A 12,773-nucleotide genomic window follows, 5' to 3' on the forward strand; every position below is an offset into this window, starting at 1 on the left:
ACACTTCGCACTCCAAAAAAGGTGAAGGAGAGGGCCTATGAAGAGGATCTGGCTCGTGTTGGTCGTTGGTGTGTTGGTTGCACCATCGGCATCAATCGCTCAAAAAGATGACGCTGTTGCGCGACGAGCGCGTCAGCTTCACTTTTCATCACTCGTCGTGGATACGCACGTTGATGTCACGCCCAAGCTGCAACGGCCCGGCTGGTCTTTTGCCGAGGAGCATAAGGACGGCCACGTAGACCTGCCGCGGCTGAGGAAGGGAGGGCTCGATGCCCTCTTTTTCTCCATCTGGATGCCGGGAACGGTCACCGGCCCGAAAGCCGTCAACGATGCCATCGAACGAATCGCCGCCGTTCACAAACTGGCCGAAGACATGCCCGATCAGATCGCTCTTTGTACGACAGCCGAGGAAGTGCGTCAGGCCCATCGCCAGGGAAAGATTGCCGCACTCATCGGGATGGAAGGCGGTCACATGATCAATAACAGCCTGGCCATCCTCCGGATGTATGCCAAGCTGGGCGTGCGTTACCTGACGCTCACCCACAGCCGGAATACCGATTGGGCCGATTCGTCGGGCGATCAGCCGAAACACAATGGGCTGACCGACTTTGGCAAAGAGATCGTCCGTGAACTCAACCGCCTCGGCGTCATGGTTGACATTTCGCACGTCTCGGACAAAACGTTCTGGGATGTGCTGGAGGTCAGTCGCGCTCCACTGATCGCCTCGCATTCCTCCTGTCGGGCTCTGGCCAATCATCCCCGGAACATGACCGATGAGATGATCAAAGCTCTCGCGGCCAAAGGCGGCGTCATCCAGATCAATTACCATACCGGTTTCCTCGACGATGCCGCCGCTCAATATGACAGAAGAGCCTCCGCCCGCATGCAGCAGCTCATGGCGGCCTACCCCAATGATCTCGAACGAGCGCGAGCGGAACTCCAACGAGAACTGGGTCCTCGTCCCGCGGTGAGCTGGGAGAAGATCGTCGAGCACATTGATCATGTGGTCAAGCTGGTGGGCGTGGATCATGTCGGCCTCGGTTCCGACTTCGACGGAGCGGAAATGCCCGCCGGCATGGACGATGTCTCGTTCCTGCCGAAGATCACTGAAGCGCTCTTACGCCGGGGCTACAGTGAATCTGACATCCGAAAGATTCTCGGCGAGAATACGCTCCGCGTCATGGCAGAGGTCGAGCGCGTTGCCCGCGAGATGAAAAGCCCGGGAAAAAAGAGATGAGAACGTGCCGCCAGTTCTCCGCTTCAGCACAGCGGCTAGCAGTCAGGGGCGGACCGAAATGCGAAACATCAACGGGCCGCTCTGATGGGAAAGGTGCGGGCGGCACCCGGCGATGTCGCCCGGCTTCCGCCTCGCCCCATCCGAGTATCACCACTCGCTCTCGAGGAAGGCGCGCAGCATCCAGGCCATCTTTTCATGTCTTTCCATGACTTCGGTCAGGAAGTCACTCGTGCCCATGTCGTGATACTGATCGGCGACCGTATCCAGATCACTTCGCAACGAGCGGATGATCGCTTCATGATCGGCCAGCAGATTCGTCAGCATCTCACGAGCCGAAGGGTACTGGCCCGGATGCTCCGCCAGCCGCGTCTGCTGGAGGAATTCGGTGAGCGTCCCCAGCGCCCACCCGCCGAGCGCGCGAGCGCGTTCGGCTACTTCATCTACAATGTCGCTCAGCTCGTTATACTGAGACTCGAAGAACTGATGTAGCTCGTTGAACTGCGGTCCAACGACATTCCAGTGATAGTTTCTCGTCTTGGTGTAGAGCACATACTCGTCGGCCAGGAGCCGATGAAGAATGCGCACCACATTCTCGCGGGCGCTATCGGTCAAACCAATGTTCGGTGTCATCGTCATACTCCTTCGTTAATTCTCGTGCGCCGAGTCTCCCGTTGACCCCTTTCCCCGCCTCGAATCCGGAGGAGACAACTCGGCGATGAGGGCTCTTCGCACCTCGTGGGGTAGAACACCCTCGGCGCGATAGTTCTCGTGATTGATCACGAGGGAGACCACGAGGGACTCATCGCCAAAGGCTCGAATCTCCTCCGGCGTGAGAGGAAATTTGAGATAGTGAACGGTGCTCGTTTTCTCCTCCTTGCTCCGTCCCGGTTCATAGCGCGCGGGCACGAGAAAGCGATCTCCAATCTTGAGGGCCACGGTGGCCTCGATTCCGACAAGTCGGGGCAGCCATTGATGTAATTTCTCCATGTCATCAATCTCGATGAACATGGTGGCACTCAACTCATCATCGGCGGGAATCAGCTCGTTATAGACATCAATCTCCTGTTGAATTTTCTCCTCGCTCACGAGCCTCTCGGCCCGCATCATTTCCTGGATTTGAAAGAGCACCGTGTCCCGATTCTCGAAGACGAAGGTGACGATATCTCCCACCGGCACGCGGCGCCGGCTCTTCGTCTCGATGATGTAACGCCGGAAATCCGGACGAATCTTCTCGTATTCCGCAATATTCTTGACATCAGCCAATGTGATCTTTCTCATGACAGCTCCCTTGCCTCTCTCGTTTACAACCGCTCGGCCCACCAGCGATAACGCGAGATCGGACCGACGTCTTGATTATTCGCTCTCGATCCCGTAGGCCCGAGCGAGAATTTGAATGGGATGGAGGGGCCTCTTTCGAGTCCCCTGAACAATTTGCAAGGCCGCGAGCGGACAATCGGACGCCACGATGTCCGGGCGAGCGTCCCCGATCTCCCGGAAAAGTTTATCCGCTACCCCGAGCGAAAGCGGATAATACTCCTTTTTCAGTCCCCAGGTTCCATCAACAGCCGAGCATCGCTCAATCACCTGCACATGGGTTCCGGGAATGAGGCGGAGCAAATCCCTGGATTTATAGCCGATGTTTTGCGCCCGCAGGTGACAGGGAACCTGATAGGCGATGCGCTTGGTCATCGGCTGAAACGTGGTATCGAGCTGACCGCGCTCATGCTGTCGCATGAGATACTCGCAGATGTCGAAACTGTGTTCGGCCACTCGCGTGGTCTCCGCTGAGGGGAGAAGGACCGGATATTCTTTCTTCAGCATGTAACTGCAGGTGGGACCCGGAATGACGATGTCATAGCCTCGGGCGACCACCTCAGCCAGATGCTTCACATTATAGGAAGCGTGTTCGAGCGCCGTTTCGACATCGCCCCCATCCAGCGCGGGCATGCCGCAGCACTTCTGCGGGGGGACGATCACCTCGATGCCATTACGCTGAAGAACGGCGACGGCGGCGCGACCCACCGCGGGATCGTTGTAGTTGACCGAGCAGGTGTAGAAGAGGGCCACTCTCCCGGCCCCTTCCTTGGCCCCTCCAGCACGCCGTCGCTCCTGCCGACGGAACCACTCGACGAAAGTCTCTCGATGATAGACCGGAAGATTGCGATCTCGATGAATGCCGATGACCTTCTCCAGCAGGAGTCGAAATGGTCTGATCTTGTTGGCGGCATTGATCAACGGGGCCATCACCCGTGCGATGCGACCCAGCCGATCCGGCTGTCCCAGGATTTTATCCTGAAACGTGATGCCCGCCCGCCTGGCTTCGACGGCCTTGGCTCGCAGCATGAGGCGAGGAAAATCAATCTGCCAGTAGTGCGGCGGCGTATACGGGCAGTGGTTGTAACACAACTTGCACTGGTAGCAGAGATCAACGACGGTCTTCAGGTCAGCGGATGTGAGATTCTCCACGTCCTCGCCCTTGCGATCAATGAGATCGAAGAGGGAGGTAAAGGAAGGACAGAGGTTGAAACACCGACGGCATCCATGACAGACGTCGAAAACCCGGCGGAGTTCTTTCTCCAGCGCCGATGGATCCCAGAATTCCTTTGATTGCAGATCAAAGATCATTGTCGCTCCCGTTTTAACGAAGCAAAAATCTACCGGTTTGATGACCGCCAACAGAAAGCAGGATGCGCGGGAAAGGACGTTCCGGTCGTTCCCCGGACTCTTCTTTCCCCGACGCGACCTGTTCTTTCTGTTGGCGCGTCAGCTCTCCCCGAAAGGAAAAGTCAGGGCGAAGACATCCCGGGTTAGCTCAGCGATTCGGCGGGCTCTTTCCCGGCGATCTGCTGGAGTCCCTTGGTGAATCGCGCCGCATGGGATTTCTCGGCGCGGGCCAGCGTCTCGAACCACTCGGCGAGTTCCTGGAATCCCTCCTCCCGGGCCGTGCGGGCAAATCCCGGATACATCTCGGTGAATTCGTAGGTTTCGCCTTCAATGGCCGACTTGAGATTGTTCTCCGTGCTGCCGAAGGGAACGCCCGTCACCGGATCTCCGACCTCTTTGAGGAAATCCAGGTGGCCGAACGCATGACCCGTTTCGGCTTCGGCCGTATCGCGGAAGAGTCCGCCGATCTCGGGATACCCCTCGATGTCCGCCACACGAGCGAAATAGAGATAGCGCCGGTTGGCCTGTGACTCCCCGGCGAAAGCGTGTTTCAGATTTTCATGACTCTTGGTTCCTGCCAATGATTTTGCCATCGTCTCCACATCCTCCTTCATCTCGAATTTTGCTCATGACTATTAAATAAGAATCATTCTCCACTTGTCAAGGGGAGACGGTACCTCGACAGCTCGCCACGAAAACGTACCTCCGCTCCTCCCTCCTCTCGCCCGATCTCCCGGCAAAGGTGGGTCGGTGGTTCCACGATAATAGAAGAACTCGGCCGGGGGGAGTTGAGGCGCCAGTATGGCGCGATGGAACTCAGTGGATTCGCCCGGCCATGTCGCGGCTCTCCCGCGGGGCCACAATGTCGTAGGTGATGCGGATTTTGTCTTTCACCCTGATGGTCCCGCCGCCGATCCGAATCGGAGTGATGCCGAACTCGCTCTGGAGGATGTCAACGCTGCCGCGAGCGCGAATTTGATCGGGTTCGAGAATCACGCTGACGGGAACGCGAATCTGCTTCTCCACGCCGTGCAGGTGCAGCGTGCCGACCAGAGTGAGGTCGTAGCCCGCACCCGTGGGCGTCACCCGCATGATAGATGTCGAGGTGAACACGATGGTGGGGAACTTCTTGACATCGAGAACGCGGGCGCTTTCCATCGTCGTTTGAACCTCTTGCCGCTCCTTCTCATCCACTCCCGGATCAACGACCTTGAGAGAAGCTGCTTCGACCGTGAGCTGTACCGACGAACGCTCCAGGGCTTGCTCCTCGAGATGAATTCGACCGGTGATATTCTGGGCGACGATGTGATGATCGTGTCCGAGGAACTTCAGCAAGCCCTCGCGGAAGACGTGAATTTCCAGCCGACTTCGCGATGGGTCAAGGGCGTAATCCTGCGAGAACGCTCGGACAGGCAGAAGCATGAGCGCAGCCAGCGCGACATGGACGACCACGCTCCCAACATGCCGAGGGCTCATCGTGCCCGGGCCAGGTGCTCGTTTCACAGATGTCTCCCCAAAGTGAAACGGGCGCTTTTCAGCCTCTCTCGCGCGGGCAAGAAAGGCCATTCTCCCTCGTTTACCCATCAGGTTTCAGCTCTTTGCGCAACTGCTCGACGACCGAGCGAATCGCTGGCGCGGTCTCGCTCCGGGGGGCCAGCTCCAGAAACTTCTCGTAAGCGGCGATGGCTTCTGCCGTCTTCCCGTCAGTCTGCAGCATATTGCCGAGAAGATAGTAGAGAACCGGCTCCGTGTCGGCATTCTGGCGAATCGCTATGCGGAGATGGTGGATGGCTTCGGCGTGCTCGCCCATCTCGTCAAGAGCGAGCGCGAGCCCCGTATGGGCTTCCGGGGAGAAATTTCCCGCTTGCCGTAACGCCCGGCGATACTCGGCGACGGCATCCTCATAAAGCCCCTCGGCTCGGAGGATATTCCCCAGGACGATTCGCGCTTCGACCGATTGTCCTTTTGTTTCCCGAAGAGCGCGGCGAACCTGCGCCGCGGCTTCCTCATAACGTTCGAGGGCCAGCAGCGACCGCGCCAGACCGATCCGTGCCTGGGGAAAAGGACCACGCCGTGCCGCCAGGGCCTTGGTGTATTCGGCAACGGCGGCTTCATGAGCTTTCCTCTCTCTCAAGTCATCGGCCCGCTGACGAGCCAGCTCCGCCTTGTCCGTCAGAATCGGTTGCACGGCGCGCACGCGCAGCGAGGACCCGGATCGCACGAGCACGCTGGTATGAAAATCACGTCGGCCGAGTTTCCTCGCCCGCACGCGATACCGGCCCGGCTCCACCGGGGAGAGAACAAGACGGCCCTGCGCATCGGTCGTGCCGCGTCGAACATCATTGAGATAGACGGTGGTTCCCGGAAGCGCCTGAATCGTCACCGTTGCTTTCGCCGAAGGGGAACGACGGTCAGACGGCTTCGGCTCGCCTTGATAAGCGATCCCGCTGCGACACACGGCAAGCGAAAGGGCGACGCCCATGATCACCGGGCGCATCCTCTCTCCAGACAAAGGGCGAAGGGATCTTTTCCCAATCGGTGACCTGGCCCGATAATTCGCCGAGCGGATGGCTGTCCTTTCGCCCACCGCGCGCAGAGGACCGGCGCCTCTCGGAGAAAGGGGCGACAAAGCCGGAGAGCGCCACCGTGATTCAGCGGTAAATTCGCTGATAGTGCGCCTTGTTGCGCAACACGGCCTGGACATAGAGACGGGTCTCAGTAATGGGGATGCTCTCAACCCATTCGTCTATATCGCCCGATGGCAGCTCGCGCATCCAGCGCGCAACGCGCAGTGGTCCTGCATTATAGGCTGCCAGCGCATACTCGATGCGACCAAACCGCTGGATCATGTCGGCCAGATAAGCCGTTCCCAATCGGATGTTGAGCGCCGGATCGTAGAGCTGATCCGGGCGAAATCGGCGAAGGCCGTAACGACGCGCCACCAGCCGACCGGTCGAAGGAATGATCTGCATCAACCCGCGGGCATTGGCCACCGAACGCGCCCGCACGAGGAAGCCCGATTCCTGGCGGATCAATCCCGCCACCAGGTAGGGATCGAGGCCATGTCGCCGACAATTCTCACGGATCAGATTCCAGTGTGTGAGCGGGAAAAGGAGTTGGAAAACCTCCTCTGGCAGCTCATTCCCCTGATAGGACAGGTAATCGGGGTGGGCGCGACGAACGGCGTTGATGGCGGCGAGATAGTTGGCGTGATCCCGGTAGATGCGCGCGATCTCGACATTGACGCGATGGGAATTCGGCGACTCCCTTTGAGCGGCCTCCAGTTCGCTGAGGGCGAGATCGTCCAGTTGAAGCCAGCGCAGTTGGATTGCTCTTTCCACCCGCTCAAGGGCGGCGGGGGTGGCTGTCTCCGCCGGTGGGGTCACTCGCTCCAGATGAGTCAGAGCGCGGGGAAAGGTATCGTCCCGCGGACCCAAGGGCGCCGCCGATGCGTGACCGGAGAAGCTGTACCGACTTCGCGCGTCCGATGAAACATCCGAACTGAATCCCGATGCGGCCATTGACGAACCACGCCCGAGGCTCTTCAGTCGCTCGCTTGCTCGAAGCCCGTAGTAGCTATAGGGAGAGCGTTCGATCACTCGGTTGTAGAGCGCACGGGCGCGCTCTCGACGTCCGAGGTGCTCTTCCGCCCGAGCCGCCCAGTAGGCGGCCTGCACAAGATACTCCGACCGGGGATAGCGGGCGACGTGCTCGAGGAGCTGCCCTGCCGCCCGACTGTACTCTCCCCGGCGATAAGCGATCCAGCCCACGCGCCAGGAAGCTTCGGGGGCCTCGGGCGCCGTCGGATGGAGTGTCAGCAACTGACGAAGTGCGTCAAGGCTATCTTCCACGCGATCGGCTTTCAAAAAGTAGAGACCCCGAGAGTAGAGCGTCCGCGCGGCCCACGGACTTTGCGGATACTGCTGGACGAGCCGCCGACTTGTGGCGAGAAACTCGGCTTCGTTCCCCAGCCGCTTCCAGCACTCGCTGGCGTAGTAAAGCGCCTCGCTCTCACGGTCGGCGCTTTGACGACTCACCTGTCGGAGCACATGAAGCGCTTCCCTGAGCCGACCGGTCTCGTAGAGGCTCACACCGAGACGCAAGGCGATGAGATCGTCTCCCGCGGCCTGCGGGAAATACTTCAGAAGCTGGCGATACGCTGTTACCGCTTCCGTATAGGCTTTCGCCTGGTACAAGCGATCGGCGCGGCCGCGCGCTCGCTCCCAGGAATACCGCGACAAATCATCCACGTTCACACCGAGGGCCCGCAGCCGATCGCGCGCCACTGGACTTTCCTTTGTCGGAGGAAGATCGAAATGAACCCGCTCGTAGAGCGCACGTGCTTTCCTGACCTCACCGAGGTGCTCGTAGCAACGCGCCTGGGTCAGAAGCGCACCGACATCGCCCGCACTGGCCACCGGATCGAGATACGAGATCGCCGTGCGCCAATCGTTTCGCTCCATCGCCAGCCGGGCGGCCTGATCGAGCGCCGGACGGGCATGGATCGAGTTGGGATGCTGCTGCCACAGACGAACGAACAGCTTCTCCGCTTCGAGCAACCGCCCTGCTTCCGCCCAGCTGCGCGCCGCGTACATCAGGGCGTAATCCGCGAGCCTGGTCTTGCGGGCGATGAGCGGGTGGGTGAGAAGAGCCGCCGCTTCACCGTACTGCCCGACCTGATATTTCCGATAACCCCGCAGAAACAAGGCCAACCCCGCGGCCGTCGTTTCGGGATACTTCTTCTCCAGCGCCATCAGCGCCGCATCGCTGACCGATGACGAACGGGACATCAGGGTGCGAAGTTCGGCCTCCGCTCGCTTTTCATCGGCCTGGAAGGGAGGAGAGAAACTGACCATGGCGAGCACCAGAACCAGAGTCGTGAGACGTCCCAGATGCAGCCACCGTGATTTTTTCTCTTCGCCGAGCGCAGGAGGGAGATGTCCCGTTTTTCTTCCGAGCGCGTTCATCATGATCCCGGTCCATAAAATACCAACCTTCGCACATGGCAGCAAGGTCAGCTCCTGAGCGGATTGCGAGGGGATGAGCCTTCGCATGACAGCCCGCCCGTCTTGCAGGTAACGGACGGACGAGATAGAGCACTTGTGGTTGCCCACAGCGACGGCACCGGGCAGAGGTACTCGGCCGGGATATACCGGTAAATTCTCGCTGCTATTTCAGCATGACGACTGCTGGAGGTGAGAGATTGGCCGAGCCCTTCACGCTTCTTTTTCGCTCACCGGACGCGACGTCGGAGGTCGGAAATCAAGGGGCGATAGCCTGTCGAGCGGAGGCTTGTGGGTGAAAGGAAAGGCCTGTTCGTACGCATGGGCCGCTCGCAGTAGCGTCGCTTCATCGAAGCGCCGTGCGTGCAGTTGCAGCCCGATGGGAAGCCCCTCGCGGGAGAGGGCAACGGGAATGCTGATGGCGGGCACAGCAGCGAGATTAGCCATGATCGTATAGATGTCGGCCAGATACATGGCCAGCGGATCATCCGTTTTTTCACCCAGGCGGAAGGCCACCGTCGGCGACGTCGGCCCAGCGATGAGATCGCACCGGGCGAAGGCTTGACGGAAATCGCGCTCGATGAGCGTCCGAACTTTTTGCGCCTTCAGGTAGTAGGCATCGTAGTAACCCGCCGAGAGGACATACGTTCCCAGCATGATGCGTCGTTTGACCTCATTGCCGAATCCCTCGTCACGGGTGCGGCGATACATCTCCTTGAGGGTCGAGGCCCCCTCGGTGCGATAGCCATAGCGCACGCCATCGTAGCGGGCGAGATTGGAGGATGCTTCCGCCGTGGCGATGATGTAGTAACAGGCAATGGCGTAGTCGCTGTGCGGCATGGTGATCTCGACGATCTCCGCGCCCAGTTCGGCGAATTGATCAATCGCACGAGTGACGGCGGATTTCACCTCCTCGTCCAGGCCGGGGCCAAAATATTCGCGTGGGACGCCCAGTCGCAGTCCTTTTATCTCACCGGTGAGATGGGCCTCATAATCGGGAACCGGCTGATTAGAGGACGTCGAATCATGTTCGTCTCGTCCGGCAATGACGCCGAGGACGCGGGCGACATCCCGGACGGTCTTCCCGAATGGTCCGATGTGATCGAGCGAGGACCCGAAGGCGACCAGACCGTAGCGCGACACCCGCCCGTAGGTCGGCTTCAATCCGACCACACCGCAGAATGACGCTGGCTGGCGAATTGATCCGCCGGTATCCGTTCCCAGGGAAACAACGCAAAGATCGGCTGCCACGGCCACCGCCGATCCTCCCGATGAGCCGCCGGGAACCCGCTCCCAGTTCCAGGGATTGCGCACCACTCCGAAAGCCGAATTTTCATTAGATGAGCCCATGGCAAACTCATCGCAGTTAGTCTTACCGAGGACGATGGCACCCGCATCCAGTAACCGGCGGACGGCCGTTGCATCGTAGGGTGGAATGAAGTTGTGAAGAATCCTGGAGGCACAGGTGGTTCTCAGCCCTCGCGTGCAGATGACATCCTTGACCGCCACGGGTACCCCCGTGAGCGGCCCGAGCGGCTTCCCGGCTTGAATCTCCCCATCTATTTGCTCAGCGCGCTGCAACGCCCTCTCGCGGTCGAGCGTGAGGTAGGCACCAAGCAACGGATCAAGCGCATCAATCCGCTCGAAGATCTTCTGACACACGTCCGTGACTGTTGCCTCTCCCGCCCGGAGAGCGCGATGAAGCGCGTCAATGGTCAACCCCACGATTTCCATGACTGCCCGATGTTCCTCCATCAAAGCGGTCCGGACGCTCGAGCCTGCAGAACTTCACGGCTCTGAGAGTCCGCGCGTCTCTCTTTCTCGAAAGGGGGATGGTAGCATACGGAGTCGCTCTCCGGCAGCCCTTTTCGCGCATTCCGGGACGGAGGGTAGCGGAGGGAGCTTATGATCCAGGATGCTTCTTGCCGCCAAATGTCGCCTCGGCTTCCCGGCGGTGAATCGGCAAAAGACAGCAACGCTTCTTCCGGTTTTCAGCGTCTGCTCAGCCCGGGCTTACACCAGTCCATGAAAGTCCTGACAGAAAAGGCTCCACGTCGGACCCTCCAGGTGACGGTCTTCCAGCTAACGGTTCTGAAATGCGTTCTCGTCCGAGGCCATCAAGCGGATGAACTCATCGAAGAGATAGGAGGCGTCATGGGGACCGGGAGCGGCTTCGGGATGATACTGAACGGAGAAGATCGGCAGTTTCCGGTGCCGCATACCTTCGAGCGTGTGATCGTTAAGGTTGTAGTGAGTGATCTCGATTTCATCTTGAGGAAGGCTATCGGCGGCAACGGCGAATCCGTGGTTATGCGAGGTGATCTCAACCCGCCCGGTGAGGAGATTCTTCACCGGTTGATTTCCGCCTCGATGGCCGAATTTCAATTTGTATGTGCGACCGCCAAAGGCGAGCCCCAGAAGTTGATGGCCAAGGCATATCCCGAAGATGGGAAGTCGCCCGATGAACCGGCGAATGGTGGCCACAATATCGGTCAATGGTTCGGGATCGCCCGGTCCATTGGAGAGGAAGATCCCATCCGGCTTCATGGCAAAGACATCCTCAGCCGGGGTGTGCGCCGGAACGACCGTGATCCGACAGCCGCGCGCGGCCAGATGGCGCAGGATGTTGAATTTGATCCCGAAATCATAGGCCACGACGTGAAAGCGCGGCGGGTGACCGGGAACCGGATTCCCCGGATCGAGCGTTCGAGCCTCCGCATTCCACACATACGGATGGTCGCAAGTCACCGTGCTCGCCAGATCGAGTCCGACCATACGGGGAGCTGCGCGAGCGCGGGCGATGGCTTGCTGAGGATCTTCTGTTAATGTCGTCAGGCAGGCGCGCATCGCGCCTCGTTCGCGGATATGGCGCACAAGGGCCCGCGTGTCAATTTCAGAAATGCCCACGATGCCGTGCAGTTTCAGATAATCATCGAGGCTGCCCTCGGCCCGCCAGTTGCTGAAATGCGCGGAATATTCCCGCACGACGAACCCTTCCACAAACGGGCGACGGGACTCGACATCGGCTTGATTGACCCCGTAATTACCGATGTGGGGATAAGTCATGACGACGATCTGCCCGGCGTAGGATGGATCGGTGAGAATTTCCTGATAGCCGATCATTGAGGTGTTAAACACGATCTCGCCGGTTCGCTCTCCCGTTGCGCCGAACGCGCGCCCGAAAAAGTACCTGCCATCTTCAAGAGCCAGGAGTGCTTTCATAGTGTCTCTCCTCCGAACGAATTACCGATGCCTCGCTCGGCTCAATCACCCCGCCGGGGGATGAGGCATCACCCGCCGCCCGCCGCTGCCCGGCCAGACGCTCAATGATAAGCTCGCGCACCAGCAGAAAGATGATCACAGCAAAGAGAGGTGAATAAAGAATGAGCACCAGCAACGCTCCCAGGAACGGAACGAAGACCAGAGGCGGTACGCTGGCGACCGATACTGCAACTGCCGACCATCGTCTCAGGTGCAGTTGCTCGCCCAGTCCAATCACCATCAGCCAGGTGAAGGTGGGAAGCGGGGCCACCTGAAGGGCTTGAGTTAACGTCGGGCTTGTCGCGGGGAAAAGAAAAAGCGAGGGAATGATCATCACGAGAACCGAGAGACTCCAGGCAGCCAGAGATGTCGCCAGCACGCCACAGTAGTTATCCCGGATGAACCCGGTGAGGGTTTTCCGTGGATGAAGACGGCTGGCGACCATCAGGGCGACGGGAATGGTGACACCGGCGAACAACAGGATCACCGCCGCCGCTTGAACAATGCTCCATTGGACGGCCGACAGCAAATAGAAGAGGGAGTTTCGATCCCAATGACCGGTCGGACCGAGGAGATAGCGAATCTGCGCCGATAGTCCGGACGTCCGG

General features: G+C 59.6%; 11 protein-coding genes. 1 reads left to right on the forward strand and 10 read right to left on the reverse strand.

The window, feature by feature from the left end:
• Positions 1-37 precede the first annotated feature (37 nt).
• Complete coding sequence (locus VNM72_05265) at positions 38-1,237, forward strand: dipeptidase (protein ID HXF04809.1); 1,200 nt, start codon at positions 38-40, stop codon at positions 1,235-1,237.
• Between the two features lie 147 nt (positions 1,238-1,384).
• Here the strand turns inward: VNM72_05265 and VNM72_05270 are convergent, their stop codons facing one another.
• The 10 genes from VNM72_05270 to VNM72_05315 form a co-directional block, all read right to left on the reverse strand.
• Positions 1,385-1,867, reverse strand: coding sequence for a DNA starvation/stationary phase protection protein (locus VNM72_05270; protein ID HXF04810.1), 483 nt, complete (start codon positions 1,865-1,867; stop codon positions 1,385-1,387).
• A 15-nt stretch (positions 1,868-1,882) separates the two neighbouring features.
• Complete coding sequence (locus VNM72_05275; protein ID HXF04811.1) at positions 1,883-2,515, reverse strand: DUF3501 family protein; 633 nt, start codon at positions 2,513-2,515, stop codon at positions 1,883-1,885.
• Between the two features lie 75 nt (positions 2,516-2,590).
• Entirely contained in the window at positions 2,591-3,862 is a 1,272-nt protein-coding gene (locus VNM72_05280) for an anaerobic glycerol-3-phosphate dehydrogenase subunit C (protein ID HXF04812.1), read from the reverse strand.
• A 182-nt stretch (positions 3,863-4,044) separates the two neighbouring features.
• Positions 4,045-4,494 carry a rubrerythrin family protein gene (locus tag VNM72_05285; GenBank protein HXF04813.1) on the reverse strand — a complete coding sequence of 150 codons (450 nt, stop codon included), beginning with the start codon at positions 4,492-4,494 and terminating at the stop codon, positions 4,045-4,047.
• A 223-nt stretch (positions 4,495-4,717) separates the two neighbouring features.
• On the reverse strand, positions 4,718-5,404 hold the full coding sequence (locus VNM72_05290) for a YceI family protein (protein ID HXF04814.1): 687 nt from the start codon (positions 5,402-5,404) through the stop codon (positions 4,718-4,720).
• A gap of 73 nt (positions 5,405-5,477) precedes the next feature.
• The gene (locus VNM72_05295; protein ID HXF04815.1) at positions 5,478-6,398 is read right to left on the reverse strand and encodes a tetratricopeptide repeat protein; all 921 of its coding nucleotides are present in this window, start codon (positions 6,396-6,398) and stop codon (positions 5,478-5,480) included.
• A 154-nt stretch (positions 6,399-6,552) separates the two neighbouring features.
• On the reverse strand, positions 6,553-8,871 hold the full coding sequence (locus tag VNM72_05300; GenBank protein ID HXF04816.1) for a transglycosylase SLT domain-containing protein: 2,319 nt from the start codon (positions 8,869-8,871) through the stop codon (positions 6,553-6,555).
• Between the two features lie 246 nt (positions 8,872-9,117).
• Positions 9,118-10,638 (reverse strand): Asp-tRNA(Asn)/Glu-tRNA(Gln) amidotransferase subunit GatA, encoded by a 1,521-nt coding sequence (gene gatA / locus VNM72_05305; GenBank protein HXF04817.1) that lies wholly within the window; start codon positions 10,636-10,638, stop codon positions 9,118-9,120.
• Positions 10,639-10,986: 348 nt separating this feature from the next.
• Positions 10,987-12,126, reverse strand: a complete 1,140-nt coding sequence (gene carA / locus VNM72_05310; GenBank protein ID HXF04818.1) for a glutamine-hydrolyzing carbamoyl-phosphate synthase small subunit — start codon at positions 12,124-12,126, stop codon at positions 10,987-10,989.
• Positions 12,104-12,773 (reverse strand): hypothetical protein (locus VNM72_05315; protein HXF04819.1); only part of this gene is annotated, 670 nt, incomplete at its 5' end. The genes carA and VNM72_05315, both read right to left, overlap by 23 nt.

It is taken from the genome of Blastocatellia bacterium (genome assembly GCA_035573895.1).
GTDB lineage: Bacteria > Acidobacteriota > Blastocatellia > HR10 > HR10 > DATLZR01.